The organism is Nonomuraea sp. NPDC049129 (assembly GCF_040648495.1).
Lineage (GTDB): Bacteria > Actinomycetota > Actinomycetes > Streptosporangiales > Streptosporangiaceae > Nonomuraea.
Genome location: NZ_JBEZDU010000026.1, coordinates 13,292 through 28,966, shown reverse-complemented (window position 1 = coordinate 28,966; position 15,675 = coordinate 13,292). Strand labels below are relative to the sequence as shown.

The 15,675-nt window shown below is 70.4% G+C and carries 16 protein-coding genes; 11 read left to right on the top strand and 5 right to left on the bottom strand.

Annotation, left to right across the window (positions count from 1 at the left end):
- Nucleotides 1-37 precede the first annotated feature (37 nt).
- The 4 genes from AB0B64_RS48655 (at nt 38) to AB0B64_RS48640 (ending at nt 3,821) form a co-directional block, all read left to right on the top strand.
- A complete protein-coding gene (locus tag AB0B64_RS48655; RefSeq protein WP_358194316.1) occupies nt 38-1,225 on the top strand; it encodes a CoA transferase in 1,188 nt (395 codons plus the stop codon).
- Entirely contained in the window at nt 1,222-2,049 is an 828-nt protein-coding gene (locus AB0B64_RS48650; protein WP_357952924.1) for a CoA ester lyase, read from the top strand. Before AB0B64_RS48655 ends, AB0B64_RS48650 begins: the two co-directional genes overlap by 4 nt.
- Before the next feature lie 171 nt (nt 2,050-2,220).
- A complete protein-coding gene (locus AB0B64_RS48645) occupies nt 2,221-3,558 on the top strand; it encodes a TRAP transporter large permease subunit (RefSeq protein ID WP_357952922.1) in 1,338 nt (445 codons plus the stop codon).
- A gap of 26 nt (nt 3,559-3,584) precedes the next feature.
- Nucleotides 3,585-3,821, top strand: a complete 237-nt coding sequence (locus tag AB0B64_RS48640; protein ID WP_357952920.1) for a hypothetical protein — start codon at nt 3,585-3,587, stop codon at nt 3,819-3,821.
- A 36-nt stretch (nt 3,822-3,857) separates the two neighbouring features.
- Here AB0B64_RS48640 and AB0B64_RS48635 read toward each other — a convergent pair whose 3' ends face one another.
- The gene (locus AB0B64_RS48635; RefSeq protein WP_357952919.1) at nt 3,858-4,502 is read right to left on the bottom strand and encodes a helix-turn-helix domain-containing protein; all 645 of its coding nucleotides are present in this window, start codon (nt 4,500-4,502) and stop codon (nt 3,858-3,860) included.
- A gap of 229 nt (nt 4,503-4,731) precedes the next feature.
- Here AB0B64_RS48635 and AB0B64_RS48630 point away from each other — a divergent pair, with 229 nt between their 5' ends.
- The 4 genes from AB0B64_RS48630 to AB0B64_RS48615 all read left to right on the top strand — a co-directional run bounded on the left by AB0B64_RS48630 (nt 4,732) and on the right by AB0B64_RS48615 (nt 8,127).
- Nucleotides 4,732-5,715, top strand: a complete 984-nt coding sequence (locus tag AB0B64_RS48630; RefSeq protein WP_357952917.1) for a sugar ABC transporter substrate-binding protein — start codon at nt 4,732-4,734, stop codon at nt 5,713-5,715.
- The gene (locus AB0B64_RS48625) at nt 5,712-6,746 is read left to right on the top strand and encodes an ABC transporter permease (RefSeq protein ID WP_357952915.1); all 1,035 of its coding nucleotides are present in this window, start codon (nt 5,712-5,714) and stop codon (nt 6,744-6,746) included. Before AB0B64_RS48630 ends, AB0B64_RS48625 begins: the two co-directional genes overlap by 4 nt.
- Nucleotides 6,743-7,510: an ATP-binding cassette domain-containing protein gene (locus AB0B64_RS48620; protein ID WP_358194254.1), complete on the top strand. Its 768-nt coding sequence runs from the start codon at nt 6,743-6,745 to the stop codon at nt 7,508-7,510. Before AB0B64_RS48625 ends, AB0B64_RS48620 begins: the two co-directional genes overlap by 4 nt.
- A 146-nt stretch (nt 7,511-7,656) precedes the next feature.
- Nucleotides 7,657-8,127, top strand: coding sequence for a pyridoxamine 5'-phosphate oxidase family protein (locus AB0B64_RS48615; RefSeq protein ID WP_358194238.1), 471 nt, complete (start codon nt 7,657-7,659; stop codon nt 8,125-8,127).
- Nucleotides 8,128-8,154: 27 nt separating this feature from the next.
- Here AB0B64_RS48615 and AB0B64_RS48610 read toward each other — a convergent pair whose 3' ends face one another.
- The 3 genes from AB0B64_RS48610 to AB0B64_RS48600 form a co-directional block, all read right to left on the bottom strand.
- Nucleotides 8,155-8,865: an SDR family oxidoreductase gene (locus AB0B64_RS48610; protein WP_358194224.1), complete on the bottom strand. Its 711-nt coding sequence runs from the start codon at nt 8,863-8,865 to the stop codon at nt 8,155-8,157.
- Nucleotides 8,866-9,299: 434 nt separating this feature from the next.
- Nucleotides 9,300-10,631: an NAD(P)/FAD-dependent oxidoreductase gene (locus AB0B64_RS48605; protein ID WP_358194213.1), complete on the bottom strand. Its 1,332-nt coding sequence runs from the start codon at nt 10,629-10,631 to the stop codon at nt 9,300-9,302.
- A 292-nt stretch (nt 10,632-10,923) separates the two neighbouring features.
- On the bottom strand, nt 10,924-11,919 hold the full coding sequence (locus tag AB0B64_RS48600; protein WP_358194204.1) for an Lrp/AsnC family transcriptional regulator: 996 nt from the start codon (nt 11,917-11,919) through the stop codon (nt 10,924-10,926).
- A 446-nt stretch (nt 11,920-12,365) separates the two neighbouring features.
- On the opposite strand from AB0B64_RS48600, the gene AB0B64_RS48595 reads away from it, so the two are divergent.
- The 3 genes from AB0B64_RS48595 (at nt 12,366) to AB0B64_RS48585 (ending at nt 14,310) form a co-directional block, all read left to right on the top strand.
- Nucleotides 12,366-12,980 (top strand): hypothetical protein, encoded by a 615-nt coding sequence (locus AB0B64_RS48595; RefSeq protein ID WP_357952903.1) that lies wholly within the window; start codon nt 12,366-12,368, stop codon nt 12,978-12,980.
- Nucleotides 12,981-13,325: 345 nt separating this feature from the next.
- Nucleotides 13,326-13,895, top strand: a complete 570-nt coding sequence (locus AB0B64_RS48590; protein WP_357952902.1) for a TetR/AcrR family transcriptional regulator — start codon at nt 13,326-13,328, stop codon at nt 13,893-13,895.
- Nucleotides 13,888-14,310, top strand: coding sequence for a thioesterase family protein (locus tag AB0B64_RS48585; RefSeq protein WP_358194184.1), 423 nt, complete (start codon nt 13,888-13,890; stop codon nt 14,308-14,310). The genes AB0B64_RS48590 and AB0B64_RS48585 overlap by 8 nt, the downstream gene beginning before the upstream one ends.
- A gap of 116 nt (nt 14,311-14,426) precedes the next feature.
- Here the strand turns inward: AB0B64_RS48585 and AB0B64_RS48580 are convergent, their stop codons facing one another.
- A complete protein-coding gene (locus AB0B64_RS48580; RefSeq protein WP_357952898.1) occupies nt 14,427-15,488 on the bottom strand; it encodes a GMC family oxidoreductase in 1,062 nt (353 codons plus the stop codon).
- Nucleotides 15,489-15,675 lie beyond the last annotated feature (187 nt).

Below are 15,675 nucleotides of genomic sequence, written 5' to 3'. Positions count from 1 at the left end.
ATTGACCTATGACATATTTCTTATAAGTTACATCGTTATGACGAGCCTCGCCGACCTGCGGGTCATCGACGCCGCGACGTTGTTCGCCGGGCCATCCACCGCGATGATGCTCGGCGACTTCGGCGCCGACGTGATCAAGATCGAGCATCCCCGCCGCGGCGACCCCTCGCGCGGGCACGGCGCCTCGGTCGACGGGGTGGGCCTGTGGTGGAAGACGCTGTCGCGCAACAAGCGCGCCGCCGCCGTCGACCTGTCGCGCGCCGAGGGGCAGGAGATCCTTCGCCGCCTGGTCGAACGCTCCGATGTGCTGGTCGAGAACTTCCGCCCCGGCACCCTGGAACGCTGGGGCCTGGCCCCCGGCGATCTCATGGACATCAACCCCCGCCTGATCGTGGCGCGGATGACCGGCTTCGGGCAGTTCGGCCCGATGTCCAGTCAGCCCGGTTTCGGCACGCTGGCCGAGGCGATGAGCGGGTTCGCGGCCATGACCGGCCAGCCGGACGGCCCGCCCACCCTGCCGCCCCTGGCCCTGGCCGACGGCATCGCCGGGCTGGCCATGTCGTACGCGATCATGGTCGCCCTGCGCGCCCGCGAGCAGACCGGCCGCGGCCAGGTCGTCGACATGGCCATCATCGAGCCGATCCTGGGCATCCTGGGCCCGCAGATGAGCGCCTACAAGGCACTCGGCGTCGTGCCCCAGCGCACCGGCAACCGCTCCAGCAGCAACGCGCCGCGCAACACCTACCGCACTCGCGACGGCCGCTGGCTGGCCATCTCCACCAGCGCCCAGCCCATCGCCGAACGCGTGGTCACCCTGGTCGGCCGGCCCGACCTGGTCGAGCAGCCCTGGTTCGCCAGCGGCCAGGGCCGGGTCCAGCACGTCGACGAACTCGACGAGGCCGTGGCCTCCTGGATCGCCGAACGCGACGCCGACGAGGTCATCGCCCGCTTCAAGGAGGCCCAGGCGGCGGTCGCCCCCATCTACGACGTCTCCGACATCGCCAAGGACCCGCAGTACGCCGCCCTCGACACCTTCATCGAGGTGCCGGACGAGGAACTGGGCACGGTCACCATGCAGAACGTGCTGTTCCGCCTGTCCGACACACCCGGCGCGGTCTCCTGGCCGGGGCGCCCCCTCGGCCATGACACCGACCAGGTGCTCGGCGAACTCGCCTACGGGCCCGAGGAGATAGCCCAGCTGCGCGAGGACGGGGTGATCGCGTGAACACCCCCGTCACCTGGCTGTACGTCCCCGGGGACCGGCCCGAGCGGTTCGACAAGGCCGCCGCCTCCGGGGCGGACGTGGTCATCATCGACCTGGAGGACGCGGTCGCGCCCGTCCGCAAGGACGAGGCCAGGGCCAACGCCGCCGCCTACCTGGCGAGCCGAGGCCGCAGCGGATCCGTCGAGGTGCACGTCAGGATCAACGACCTGGCGGGCGGGCGCGGGCGCGACGACCTCGACGCGCTGGCCGGCCTGCCGGGGCTCGACGCGGTCCGGCTGCCCAAGGTCGAGTCGGCCGGCGTCCTGGACGGGCTGGGCGTCAGGGCGTACGCGCTGCTGGAGTCTGCGGCCGGGATCGTCGCCGCCCAGGCCATCGCCGCCCACCCGGCCGTGGCGGGCATCGCGCTCGGCGAGCAGGACCTGGCCGCCGAGCTGTCGATCACCGACGAGAGCGCCATGAACCACCTGCGGCTCCAGGCGGTCATCGCCGCCGCGGCCGCCGGACTGCCGCCCGTGCCGATGTCGGTCTACCCCGATGTCAAGGACGAGGCGGGTCTGGCGGCCTCCTGCCGGGCGGGCCGCGCGCTGGGCCTGTTCGGCAGGACCGCGATCCATCCCCGCCAGATCCCGGTGATCAGGCGGGCGTTCGCTCCCACACGGGAGGAGAGGGACCGGGCCGCCGAGATCGTCCAGGCGGCCGAGCAGGCCGAGCGGGCCGGGGCGGGCGCCGTCGCGCTGCCCGACGGCCGCTTCGTCGACGCGCCGATCGTCGCCAGGGCCCGTCGTACGTTAGATCTCGCCGAGCGGCTCGCGCCCGAGGGCTGACCTTTCACAGCGGCCGACATCGCACGCCCGAGGACTGACCTTTAGCGGCGGCTGGTTTTCCCGCGCCCGAAGGCTGATCTTTCGCCGCGGCCGGCTTTGCCGCGCCCGAGCACCGACTCCATAAGCCGCAGCTCCCTTTTCGCCACCACCCCCAACGGAGGCCATTTCGCCATGGGCATCGCCGTCTGGGCGCTCGTCGCCTATATCGCCATCATCGTCGTCTGGAACGGCGTGCTGAAACGCAACATCGGTGAGGCCATGCTCATCGGTTTCCTCGGGGTGTGCCTGTTCGGCGGTACCGGCTTCCTCGGCCTGGCCTGGGCGGGCATCTCCGACGCGCTGGCCGAGGAGGTCGTCTTCGCCGCCCTGGCCTTCGTGTTCATGGGCTACCTGCTCACCAAGCTGGGGCTGATCCAGGAGCAGGTGACCGTACTGAACTCGATCTTCGGGCGGCTGCGCGGCGGCGCCGGGTACGTCTCCACCTCCGCCGCGGCGCTGCTCGGCGGGCCCGCCGGGTCCGGGTCCGGCATCGCCGCCTCGGTGGGGTCGGTGACGATCCCGTGGATGACCAGGTCCAACTGGCGGCCCGACCTGGCCGCCGCGCTGGTGGCGGGCAACGCCGGGCTGGGCATCTCGATCCCGCCGAGCTCGTCGATGTTCCTGCTGCTCGGCTCGGCCGCCGTGGCGCCCGTGCTGACGGCCGACCAGCTGTTCGTGCCCGCGCTCGTCGGCGGGCTGTGGACCGTGCTCTACCGCTTCATCGTCGTGTTCGTCTGGGTACGGCGCCACCGGATCGAGGCCACCGACGCCGCCGACCTGATTCCGTTGCGGGCCGCCCTGCGCGCCGGGTGGACGTCGCTGCTGGTGTACGCGGGCATCGCCGTACCGGTGGTCATGACCCTCGACTTCGGCGTCAAGTGGATGGAGTCGCGCGTCGGCGAGGCCGCGGACGACATCAGCATCGTCGTCTGGATCCCCGTGCTGACCATCCTGGCCACGCTGGCCGTGGCCTGGAAGCGGCTGCCGCGCACCGGGCGGGCCTGGAACGAGCTGCTGGGCGACATGGCCCCGCGCTACGCCGTGATCGGCGCGACGCTGTTCTTCGCCTTCGCGGCCGCGGCCAGCCTGGGCGAGCTCGGCCTGGTCGACCAGCTCACCGCCATCATGAAGGGGCTGAACGCGCCGGTCGCCGTCATCGCCACGCTGGTCGGGCTGCTGATCGTGATCATCGCGGCGCCGCTGACCGGGAGCGCGACGATCGCCGCCGTCGGCGGGGTGGCCTTCAGCGCCCTGACGGCGGCCGGGGTCTCGCCCGTGGCCGCGGCCACCGCCATCATGATCTTCGCCTCCACCGAGGGTGCCTCTCCTCCCGGCGCGGCACCCATCTACATCGCCAGCGGCATCGCCGGGGTGGACCCGGCCAGGACCTTCGGACGGCTCATCATCTGGTTCGTTATCCCGATCCTGGCCCTCGGCGTGCTGGTGGCGACCGGCGTGCTGCCGATCTGATCTGATCTCCCCGAAAGGAATCCGCAGTGGACACCCTCAAGCGCGTGACGATGGCGCTGTTCAAGATCGGGCTCGTCGTGTTCCTCGTCCTCGGCGTCGTGGTGGTGCTGATCCAGGCCGTCGGCCTGGTCGCCGGCACCCCGGGGCTGGTCTCCGGCGCCGTGTCGAGCCTCGGCTTGGCGATGACCGTGGCGGCCGGGGCCACCGGGCTGTTCGGCTTCGTGATGTCGTACCTGTTCCACTGGAAGGCGGGGGAGGACTGAGGCTTCCGCTGGAAGGCGGGAAGGGCGGAGGCGGGATCAGGGCGAGCCGGGCGTCCAGCGGGCCCGCAGCTCGGCGTCCTGCGGCGGCGGGCCGGGCAGCGGCCGGTGGGCCGGCGGCCGCCGCAGCGAGTCGAGCAACAGCGCCAGGTAGCGGTGCCGCAGCTGCTCGGTGCGCTCGTGCTCGCCCAGCTTGACCGAGGCCAGCTGCTCGAACAGCATGGCCACGTCCGACACCGTGACGTCCTGCCGCAGCACACCGGCGGTGGACGCCTTGCCGTGCACCTGGGTCGCCAGGTCACTGGCCCGTACGGCGGCCTCGTACAGCTCCTCCGTCGGCTGGAACGTCCCGGCCAGCGCGATCGTCAGGGAGTGGGTGTCGGCCTCGACGATCTCCCGCATGAACGTGGCGAAGGCGTCCCAGGGGTCGCCCTGGTCGGCCAGCGCCTTCTCCGCGGCGGCGATGTACAGCATCAGCCCGTCGAAGCAGAGCTTCTGCAACAGGGCTTCCTTGCTGGGGTATCGGCGATAGAGTGCGCTGATCCCGACGCCCGCCCGCTCGGCGACGGCGGCGATCGGAGCGCCCGGGTCGGCGGTGAACACCGCCCGTGCCGCCTGGAGGATCAACGTGTCGTTGCGGGCGGCCTGTGCCTTGCGGCCGCTCATCGGTGCTGGGGTCGTCATCCCCCTAGCATATGGGAACGTACGATTCCGTTCTACTGTCAGGGGTTCGGCCAGGTAGGCGGCGTAGAATCGAGGGTGATCGCGGCTCCTTCTTCTTGGAATGCGTGGCGACCATCATGTCCTGACATCAGGACGAAACCATGATTGTCACCATTGGTCCGTATGTCTATACAAGCAGATGACATTGGGGTAGAACCAGGGACGAGCCCGTTGGTCTTGGAGGTGTCGGATGAGACGAATCCCGATCGTGGTGGCGTTGCTGGGCGCTCTGGCGTTGAGCGGCTGTTCCTCTGCGCCGCAACCCGCCGCGCAGAGCAGCGCACCGGCCGCAGGATCCGCGCCCGCCGCGGCGAGCGGCGGCACCTTCGCCGTCATCACCCACGCCGGACCCGGAGACTCCTTCTGGGACGTGGTCAAGAACGGCGCCGAGGCCGCCGGCAAGCAGTACGCCGTGAAGGTCACCTACCAGGGCGACGGCGACCCGGCCAAGCAGTCGCAGCTCATCGACCAGGCGGTTTCGGAGAAGGTCGACGGCGTGGTGGTGTCCATGGCCAACCCCGACGCCCTCAAGGAGGCCATCGGCAAGGCCGTCGCCGCCAAGATCCCCGTCGTGACGATCAACTCCGGCGCCGACTCCTCCAAGGCGTTCGGCGCCATCACCCACGTCGGGCAGTCCGAGGAGGTGGCCGGGCGCGGCGCGGGCGAACAGCTCAAGGCCGCCGGCGTCACCAAGCTGCTGTGCGTCATCCACGAGGCCGGCAACGTCGGCCTCGACCAGCGGTGCAAGGGCGCCGAGGCGACGCTGGGCGGCACGGTCGAGCGGCTGCAGGTCGACGTGAGCAACCTGGCGGACGTGACCTCCAAGGTCACCGCCAAGCTGCAGTCCGACAAGCAGCTCAACGGCGTGCTCACGCTCAACCCGGCGGTCGCCATCGCCGCCCGCGACGCCATCAAGGACGCCGGGACGCAGACCAAGCTGGGCACGTTCGACCTGTCGGGCGACGTGGTGGCCGCGATCAAGGACGGGGAGATCCTGTTCGCCGTCGACCAGCAGCAGTACCTGCAGGGCTACCTGCCGATCGTCTTCCTCTACCTGTACAAGAACAACCTCAACACCGTCGGTGGCGGCCTGCCCGTCAACACCGGCCCCGGCTTCGTGACCAAGGACAACGCCGAGCAGGTGGCCAAACTGGCAGAAGCGGGCACCAGGTGACCACTGTTCCCGCCGATGAACGGATCGGCAGCGTCGGCCTGGCCCGCCGGCTGCTGATCCGCCCGGAGCTGGGGGCGGTCGTCGGCCTGGTCGCGGTGTTCGCCTTCTTCGCCGCCCAGTCCCCGGTGTTCCGCTCGCCGGCGGGCATCGCGAACTGGCTCGACCCGGCCGCGACGCTCGGCATCATGGCCGTCGCGATCGCGCTGCTGATGATCGGCGGCGAGTTCGACCTGTCGGCGGGCGTGCTGACCGGCACGACCGGGCTCATCCTGGTCACGCTCGCCACCCGCTACGGCTTCGACGTGTGGACGGCCATGCTCGTCGGGCTGGTCGTCGCGCTGCTCATCGGACTGGCCAACGGGCTGGTGGTCACCAGGACGCGGCTGCCCAGCTTCATCGTGACGCTGGGCACGTTCCTCATGCTGCAGGGCATCAACCTGGGCGTCACCAAGGCCCTGACCGGCACCGTACAGGTCAGCGGACTGCGCAGGGCGGCGGGCTACGAGACCGCCCGGACGATCTTCGCGGGCACCATCGACATCGGCGGCACCTCCTTCCGCGTGGCGATCCTGTGGTGGGTGCTGGTCACCGCCGCGGCGACCTGGGTGCTCATGCGTTCCAGGGTGGGCAACTGGATCTTCGCGGTCGGCGGCAACGAGCAGGCCGCCCGCGCGGTCGGCGTGCCCGCCGCCCGTACCAAGATCGCGCTGTTCATGACCACCGCGGTCGCCGCCTGGCTCGTCGGCTCCATCCTGGCCCTGCGCTACACCTCCGTGCAGGCCAACATCGGCATCGGGCAGGAGTTCATCTACATCATCGCCGCCGTGATCGGCGGGTGCCTGCTCACGGGCGGGTACGGCTCGGCGATCGGCGCCGCCATCGGCGCGGTCATCTTCGGCATGGCCGACAAGGGCATCGTCTTCCTGGGCTGGGACGCCGACTGGTTCAAGTTCTTCCTCGGCGCCATGCTCCTGCTGGCCACGCTCGCCAATCGCCTGGTCCGGCGGTACGCCGAGGAGGTGAAGCATTGATCATCCAGACGCGCGACATCGGCAAGACCTTCGGCTCGGTCCTGGCGCTGCGGGAGGTGTCGATGAGCGTCGAGGCGGGTCAGGTCACCTGCGTCCTGGGTGACAACGGCGCCGGCAAGTCGACGCTCATCAAGATCCTCGCCGGGGTGCACCAGCACGACACCGGCTCCTTCCTCGTGGACGGCGCCGAGGTGCGCTTCGCCAGCCCGCGCGAGGCGCTGGACCGCGGTATCGCCACCGTCTACCAGGACCTGGCGATGATCCCCCTCATGTCGGTCTGGCGGAACTTCTTCCTCGGCTCCGAACCCCGCAAGGGCCTGGCCTTCGACGTCGCCACGGCCCGGCGGGTGGCCCGCGAGGAACTGCGGGCCATGGGCATCGACATCCGCGACGTCGACCAGCCCGTCGGCACGCTGTCCGGCGGCGAGCGGCAGTCGGTGGCGATCGCCAGGGCCGTCCACTTCGGCGCCCGGGTGCTCATCCTCGACGAGCCGACCTCGGCGCTGGGCGTCAAGCAGGCGGGTGTCGTCCTGCGCTACATCGCCAGGGCCCGCGACCGGGGTCTCGGCGTGGTCTTCATCACGCACAACCCGCACCACGCCTATCCGGTGGGGGATCGGTTCCTGCTGCTCAACCGGGGGACGAGCCTGGGGGAGTACGGCAAGGGGGACATCACGCGGGAGGAGCTGACGGGGCTGATGGCGGGGGGAGCGGAGCTGGAACAGTTGTCGCACGAGCTGTCCCAGGAGCCGGACCGGGACTGAGAGGGGACGCGCTGCCGAGCCGTCAGAACACCGTCTAGACCTCGACCGTCTAGACCCCGACCGTCGGCATGGACGCGGTGGGTCCGTACTGCGGGCCCGTACCTCCCGGCCGGGTTTTTGTCGGTGCCTTCGTTCATGATGCTCACATGACGTCGTGGAAAGAGTTCGAGATCCAGGCCCCCGAGCTGGCGGCGGTCGCTCGGGGAGTGATGGAGCGTCACAAGCACAAGGTGCTGGCCACGCTCCGTAAGGACGGCTCTCCCAGAGTGAGCGGCACTGAGTCGCGCCTTGACGGCGGCGAGCTGTGGATGGGGTCCATGCCCGGTGCGGTCAAGGCGCTCGACCTGCGGCGAGATCCGCGCATGGCCATCCACGTCACCTCGCCCGACCCTGATGAGGCGGATCCGTCGTCATGGGCCGGCGACGTGAAACTGGCCGGCCGGGCGGTGGAGATCACCGACCCGAAGGTGCTGGCCGAGGCCGGCCTGCCCGGCACCGACTCGCACCTGTTCAGGATCGACCTGTCCGAGGTGGTGTGGACTCGGGTCGAGGGCGACGAACTGCTCATCGACACCTGGCACGAAGGCGCGGAGGTACGACACATCCGCCGCAAGTAATCTACAAAGTAAAGGCGCTCGGCTGAATCAGTGCACGAAAAAGCCACCATCGACAAACAGCATCTGGCCGGTGACAAACGCGGAGGCGTCACCGGCCAGAAACACCGCGGCACCGGCGAAATCGTCTGGCACGCCGTTACGGGCGACCATGTGGCGCGCGGCGAGCGCCTCGACCCGGCCGGGGATGGCCTGAGCCGGCTCGGTCAGCGGCGTCAGCACGAATCCGGGGATGATCGTGTTGGCGCATACGCCCCGGCTTGACCAGGCTTCGGCCTGCGACCGCGTGAGGCCGCCGATCCCTGCCTTGGCCGCACCGTACACACCGCTGTTGCCGAAGGCGCTGACGGTCTGCTGGGAGCCCACATTGATGATCCGCCCCCAGCCCCGCTCGGCCATGCTCGGCCCGAAGTGCTGGCCGAACAGGTAGGGGGCGGTCAGGTTGACCGCGATGGTCTGCTCATAGTCGTCGTCGGTGAGCTCGGCCATGGGCTTGCGGATGTTGTTGGCGGCATCGTTGACGAGGATGTCGATCTGGCCGGCGCCGGCGCAGACCCGCTCCACGGCGGCGCGGTCGCCGAGGTCGGCGCTGATGCGGGAGGCCGTCACGCCGTGCTGCCGCAGCTGGTGCACGGCCTTGTCGAGCTCGGCCTCCCGGCGAGCCACGATCACCACCTCGGCTCCGGCGCGGCCGATCGCCTCGGCCATGGCATAACCGATCCCTGAACTGCCGCCGGTCACCAGGGCTCGCCGGCCGTCCAGGGAGAAGAGATCGCGAAGATAGTCAGACACGAAGGGTCAAGCTAGCATCCGGCGCACGGCCGTCCGCGACGGGGCAGGGCCGGAGGGGCATGGGGTTGTTGGTTGTACGACCGGGAGTCTTCCAGGAGATCGTCGGGGTGCGGGCCGGCCAGGTCGACGCCGGGGTCCGTCCAACGTCCACCTCGTCCGCAGGCTCGCCGATGGTGGCGGACGTCGGCCAACGTCTACCAGTTCACGAGGGGCAAGGGCGACGCCGGCACCCTGACCAAGGAGACCGACTCAGCCTGCTGCTCCCCAGCCACCACATCGGGCGACGAACCGGTCACCGCCCCACTGGCAGGAAGCGGTGGACCGGGCCTTTCGGCGCTTACCGGCGGATTGCCCTGCTACCAGGGTCGGCGGGTTGCTGGCTCTCAGGTGTCCGAGTCAGCGCCAAAGGGGCCTCTGTAGGGGCGGTGGCCCGGGGGTTCATGCGGTGGGAGTGGGTTCTGGCCGAGGAAGCGGTGGCCGTTGTCGGCGGAGGCGCGTACTGCGGCGAACCCGTAGCCGGTCATCGCGGCTTCGTATTCGCCCAGCGCCGCGGCCAGCGGGCGTCCGTGTGCCGCCTCGTTCAGTGCGTCCGCCAGCGTGGCCGCGTCGCGCAGCGCGGTGTTGGCGCCCACCCCGCCGGCCGGGCTCATCGCGTGGATGGCGTCACCGAGCAGGGTGACGGCACTGGTGGGCCATGGCTCGATGGGGACGCTGGTACGCAGGATGGCGGGGAAGATGCTGGCCGGATCCCACTCCCGCACGATGCGCTGGACGCGGGGATGCCAGCCGTCGATCAGGTCCAGCACCATCGCGCGGAGTTCGGTGCCGGTCATCCGATGGAGTTCGTCGTCGGTGCGGGGGAGGTGCTCGCGGCGGGTTCCGAAGCTGACGGTCATGTAGTCCCGTACGTCGTGGAGCTGGACGTCGGGGGCGTGCCGGGCTACGGCTTGGTTCATCGGCTCCGGGAACTCCACTGGAGCCACGCCGACGAAGGCGCCGCCTGGGCCGACGATCGCGGTGAAGACGTTGAACATGTCGTCGCTGAACAGCGCTCTGGTCTGGGCGGTCAAGGGGATCTTGCCGTAGAGCTGGCGCAGGCCGGTGTCGATGACGCTGGCGTGGGGGAGGAACTGGCGGCGGATGACGGAGTTCACGCCGTCGGCGGCTACCAGCACGTCGCCGGTCACGGTGCTGCCGTCGGCGAAGTGGGCGGTTGTGCGGCTGTTCGCGGTGGCAACCGGATCGTTCGCGGCGGTGTCACGGCCGTTCGCTGTGATGCGGCTGCGCGCGATGACGGTGTGGTTTGTGGCGGTGGCGGTGGTCGGGGTGGTTTCGAAGCCGGTGCATGTCTTGCCGTAGGTGACAACGTCTTCCAGTCCGGACAGCAGTATCTGACGCAGGGTCAGCCGGTCGGCCGCCAGGGGCGCGGGCCCGGAGCCCGCCTCCGCCGTCCATCGCGGAAGGAGTTGTTCGTCGAGGAACACCGAGCGGGGGCCAGGCGTCCCCGCCGTGGCCAGGAAGAGTCGCCATAGCTGTGGCGGGAGGGCGTGTTCGAGGGCGCGCCGGCCGTCGGCGTTGATGTGGAGGCGGTAGCCCTGGTGGCGGAAGACCGGCGTGGTGTCTCGCTCGTGTACGGAAACGCTGATGCCGAGACGGCGCAGTCGTTGGGCCAAGCACAGGCCGCCGAGTCCGGCGCCGATGACGATCACATGCATGGTGGTGATTCCCTTCTGGTCATCGGCAACTGTCGGCGTCGGACCCGGGCGAGGGCGATCCAGGTGCTGTGATGCGGTGGTTTCCGGCATGATGGGCAGGCAATCAGCCGGAATCCGGCGAGCGGTCTCAGGTCGGGTCGAACCTCTCCTAGCGGAAGCCGAACCTCTCCTACCGGAGGCGGGGCCTCTCCTGCCGGAGGCCGGGGCTCTCTCGGCGGAGGCCGGCCGGACCCCCTGCGGGAAGGCGGACTCCTCCCGGCGGGAACCGGGTCCCTCCTGGACCGTGTCCCTCCTAGTGGAAGCCGGGCAGGATGGCGCCTGCTCGCTTGACGGTCCGGATCAGGGGCGCCGTCTCTACATGCCGTACGGCCTTCAAGGATCCGATGCGCTCGGTCAGGTACCGATACAGGTCGCGGGAGTTGCGGCAGGTGACGCCGGCGAAGAGGTTGGCCGGACCTGTGGTGGCGGCGGCGACCGTGACCTCCGGGTGCTGGGCCAGGGCCTCGCCCACGGCGGCGAGTTTGGCGGGCTTCACGGACATCCACAGCCAGGCTTCGGCGTGGAAGCCGAGGGGTTCGGGTGGGATGTCGACGTCGAAGTAGAGGATTCCGGCCTGCCGCAGGTGTGCCATGCGCCGTCGTACGGTCGACTCCGACCAGCCGGTGATCGCGGCCAGGTCGGTATGGGTGGTACGCCCGTCCTTCGACAGGGTCTCCAGGAGCGCGTGGTCCGCTTCGTCGAGCTGGACGGTTTCGTCGATGGGCGGGGCGGTTTCCGCATGCACGGTGGGATCAACGAGGAGTGCGGCTGCTTGCTCGGCGGACAGCGCCCGCAGGCCCGCCCAGCCTGCCGGGCCGCCCGCGAACCTGTGCAGCATGCGGTGCGCGGTGACGCCCACCACTTGCCGGCTGCGGGGGAGTTTCTCCAGCAGGAAGGCGTCGCGTTCGGCTGGCGTGCGGGCCAGTGTGCCGCAGGCGATCTCGGTACCGCCGGAGAGCAGGCTCACCCAGGCGGTGTCACTGCGGCGTGCCAGGGCGGTGGCGACGGCGCTCGCGGCGTCTGGTGTGCAGCGCAGCCGGATCGCCCAGGAGACGTGATCGAGCCGGAGCCCGTCGACCACGCCGACGACGCGGAGTATCCCGGCCGAACGCAGTCGCCGGTATCGGCGGGCGATGGTGTTCTCGGAGACGCCGAGCACTTCGCCGATCTTGCTGAAGGGTGCTCGGCCGTCGATCTGGAGCGCGTGTGCCAGGCAGCGGTCCAGGCGGTCCAGGGTGACGGTTTCCATCTGGGTACGGTATCCCGGCGCCGGTTAACGGCATGATGATCGCCGCGGGTGAGTTCGAACGGCCGGAGTCTTTGGGACAAGCCGCGGTGCCTGAGAGACGAGCCGCGCTAGCCGGGCGACAAGCCGCGGCGCCTGAGGGGCAAGTCGCGCTGGCTGGGCGACAAGCCGCGGTGTCTGAGGGGCGAGTCGCGCTAGCCGGGCGGCAAGCCATGCTGCCTGCGGGGTAGGTCATGCCTCCGTCGCTGCCGGGGCGGCAGCTCGCGCCGCCGTCCCCCGGGTGATCATCCTGCTATATTCGCGGCCGGTTGCGAGGTCGTGTCCCGTACTGACACGATCCGGCTGGAGTGATGGCGGCAGCCGTACACGGGCGATGACGTCAGAGGTGAACGGCGCTTCACGCCAGCTGCAGAGTTGCTATGGCGCCTTTATGGCGTCATAGTGATGTCATGGATCTCGCGCCGTACGTCGACAACCTGCGCCGCGAACTCGCGGTCGCCGCTGAGGCGGGTGGCGATGACGCGCGCGCCCTCGCCGAGCGCCTCACCTTGCCGTTGGAGTCGGCGACGCGGCTTGTTCTGCTGGAGGCGTTGTCCGCCGCCGCCGACGAGATCACCCGGGAGCTCGCACCGGGCTCGGTCGACGTACGGTTGCGCGGGCGCGACCCCTCCTTTGTCGTGACGCCGCCGCCCACGGACCGCCCCTTCGAGGACGGGGGTGAGGGCGGTTTTGACGCGTTGCCCGGTGTGGCGGGTGGTCGGCGGCGGACGGCTTCGGGCGGCCCGGGTGCTCCAGGAGGCCGGGGGGCTTCGGAGGCTGGGGCGCCGGCCGGTGTGGGGGTGCCGCAGGAGGGTGAGGACGGTGGCACGTCGCGGATCTCGCTGCGCGTCCCCGAGCACCTCAAGCCGCGCATCGAGGAGGCGGCCGGTCGCGAAGGACTCTCCGTCAACGCCTGGCTCGTCCGGGCGGTCTCGGCCGCACTCGAACCCGATGGTGGAGGGCGCCGTTCCGGATGGCGCGAGGAGCCGAAGGGCGGTCGCCGCTACACCGGCTGGGTGCGCTAGCGCCTTCGGCTACGTCGGCGTGGGCGCGCTTGTACCACCCGCGGCCGGTCGCCAATCGGCACCGCCGCATGGCTGAACGTGGCCTGCCAGCTATGGCACCGCGCACGGCATTTCGGCGGGCGGCGATGGCCCTTAGGGGTTCGACGAGAGCGGCGAGGTGCGTGGCGCAACCTTCCGCCAGGCCGATGTCGGCATGTGTTCGCCGTAGCCGCCCTTGCTGGCTCGTCTCACCGTTGCCGGGCGCCGCACGCCGAGCGATGAGCCCGCAAACAGCCTCCCCGAGTTGGTCGCGTCGGCGAGAGGCGGACGATTGTGCCGGGTTTACAGACCTGTAAGTATGGCGGGGTGGAGAAGTACAGTCCCGGCGGGCGGCGGTTGCTGGAAGTGGCGACCGAGGTCTTCTACGCCGAGGGGATCCGGGCCACCGGCGTTGACGCGCTGGTGGAGCGGGCCGGGGTGTCCAAGCCGACCCTGTACGCCCAGTTCGGGTCGAAGGAGAACCTGGTGGCCGCCGTACTGGAGTGGCGGCGGGCCGTACGGCAGACGGAGCTGACCGCGTTCCTTCTCGACAGCGGCGGGTCGGCCGAGGAGCGGCTGCTGGCGGTGTTCGACTGGCTGGCGCGGGGGCATGGGAGCGAGGGGTTTCGCGGGTGCCCGTTCACCAACGCCGCGGTGGAACTGCCCGATCCGGACCATCCGGCGCGCAAGGTGATCTCCGCGTACAAGGGGTGGTTGCGGCAGCGGTTGACCGAGTTGGCCGAGCAGGCCGGGCTGGCCGACCCTGACGGGCTGGGTTATGCGTTTTTGCTGCTCATCGACGGGGCCAATGCCCGGGTCGTGGTGGATGGGGATCGGTCGGCGATGCTGCGGGCCAAGGCCGCGGCCGCCCGGATGATCGGTGGTGTACATGGCTGAAGGGCTGGTCGCGGGGCTGGAGCACGAGTTCGCGTTCCTGGTGCCGGAGAACAAGATCGTGGCGGGGCTGTATCCGGAGTCGGCGGAGTTCGGGGTGATGCCGCCGGTGTTCGCCACCGGGTTCCTGGTGGGGCTGCTGGAGTGGACGTGTGTGCGGGCCGTCCTGCCGTACCTGGACTGGCCGCGCGAGCAGACGGTCGGCACACGCGTCGACATCACCCACCAGGCGCCCACGCCGGCGGGGATGACGGTGACCTGCCGGGTGCGGCTGGTGTCGGTGGAGGGGCGGCGGCTGCGGTTCGAGGTGGCGGCCGGTGACGGGGTGGACGTCATCGGGGAGGGTACGCACGAGCGGGTGATCATCGACGCCGAGCGGTTCACGGCGCGTGCCCTGGCCAAGGGCGAGCACTCCTGAGCCCCGCCGACCCGAAACCCTCCGATTCGCGGGTCGGCAAGCCGGGGCGCGCCATCGGCCGGCTCGGCCGGCTGATGCGCCCGCCTGGATCGGCCCGGTAGCGCCGTTGCGGAGTCTCAGAGCAGGGTGCGGACAAGGTGTTCGGCGAGGGCGACGACCGGGAGGTTGGTCGTGGCCCGGGGGATCACCGGGATGATCGAGGCGTCGATGACCCAGAGGTTGTCGCTGCCGTACAGCCGCCCGGTGGCGTCGACGACGGCTCCCGCGGCCGGGTCGGTGCCGATCGCGCAGGTGCCCACTGGGTGCCAGTAGTGAGCGGCGGCGGCGCGCATCGCGGCCTCGCGCGGGCCCGTGAGCTTGCCGCCGGACAGACCTGCGGGTTGGTCGCGGGAGGGATCCGCGGCAAGCCCGTCGCGCGGATCCATGGCGCGCCTCTCGCGTCGATGACTGGCGAGTCCGTCGCGCGGGTCCTCGGCGAACTCCTCCAGCCAGGCCGCGGTGAACTCGTCGAGAGGCTGTCCCAAGAGAGGGGCCAGCGCCGGTGAGGTGGCCATGCGTCGGCACAGGCCGATGCCGTGCCGCAGCACCTCAAGGTCGCTCCCGCCGGGGTCCGTCAGGTACGCGTGGTCGATGAGGGGTCTGGCCGCGGGGTCGGGTGAGGTCAGTCGCAGCGTGCCCCGGGATCGCGGCGTGAGACACGCGGCGGGCAGTACGCAGGTCCAGCCTCCGGGCTCCTTGCCGGTCCACGGGAGGAGATGCAGGTCGTAGGGTGCGCGGCCGCCGGTCGACAGGGCCTTTCCGATGACCTGCTCGTCCGGGACCGGCCGCCCGCGCTTGTAGTCGGCGAGCCGTCGTACCAGTTCCTCGCTCGCGGCGAACCGCAACTCCAGGGTGGGGTGGTCCATGGTGAGCCGCTCCTGCCCGTGGCGTACGTGTGCGCGGTGGACCACCGAGCCGTGGAGTTCGAGGCGGTCGACCAGCGCGTGGTCCACCACGCGCAGCCGCCGATCGCTCCGCCCCGGCTCCGGGCGGTCGCGTACGGGGTCCAGGTAGGCGAAGGCGCTGTTCCAGCGGACGCCGTCAGGGTTGTTGACCGGTGAAGGTCCGCAGCCGGCGCCGCCGAAGAGGTCGTCCAGGTCATCCGTGCGCGGTACGCCACAAAGGATCATGGCCTCCATCGCCGCCGCCTGGAACGGGTGAGGTCGTCGTCGGAGTCCCGGCGGACGCGCAGTCTGGCAGCCGCGTGCCGCATCAGCTCGGTGAGCGAGGCGTCGGTCCAGGACGGTCCCCATGTCCGGTAGTCGATGGCGTGGCCGACGGTCTGGGAGCAGCCGTTGTGGGAGGAGCAGCCGCCGATGACGTGGG

Coding starts and splice junctions, on each gene's coding strand:
- AB0B64_RS48585 (WP_358194184.1), top strand. CDS start 13,888: ATGGCTGAAGGGCTGGTCGCGGGGCTGGAGCACGAGTTCGCGTTCCTG.
- AB0B64_RS48645 (WP_357952922.1), top strand. CDS start 2,221: ATGGGCATCGCCGTCTGGGCGCTCGTCGCCTATATCGCCATCATCGTC.
- AB0B64_RS48655 (WP_358194316.1), top strand. CDS start 38: ATGACGAGCCTCGCCGACCTGCGGGTCATCGACGCCGCGACGTTGTTC.
- AB0B64_RS48635 (WP_357952919.1), bottom strand. CDS start 4,502: ATGACGACCCCAGCACCGATGAGCGGCCGCAAGGCACAGGCCGCCCGC.
- AB0B64_RS48595 (WP_357952903.1), top strand. CDS start 12,366: ATGGATCTCGCGCCGTACGTCGACAACCTGCGCCGCGAACTCGCGGTC.
- AB0B64_RS48580 (WP_357952898.1), bottom strand. CDS start 15,488: ATGGAGGCCATGATCCTTTGTGGCGTACCGCGCACGGATGACCTGGAC.
- AB0B64_RS48630 (WP_357952917.1), top strand. CDS start 4,732: ATGAGACGAATCCCGATCGTGGTGGCGTTGCTGGGCGCTCTGGCGTTG.
- AB0B64_RS48605 (WP_358194213.1), bottom strand. CDS start 10,631: ATGCATGTGATCGTCATCGGCGCCGGACTCGGCGGCCTGTGCTTGGCC.
- AB0B64_RS48600 (WP_358194204.1), bottom strand. CDS start 11,919: ATGGAAACCGTCACCCTGGACCGCCTGGACCGCTGCCTGGCACACGCG.
- AB0B64_RS48615 (WP_358194238.1), top strand. CDS start 7,657: ATGACGTCGTGGAAAGAGTTCGAGATCCAGGCCCCCGAGCTGGCGGCG.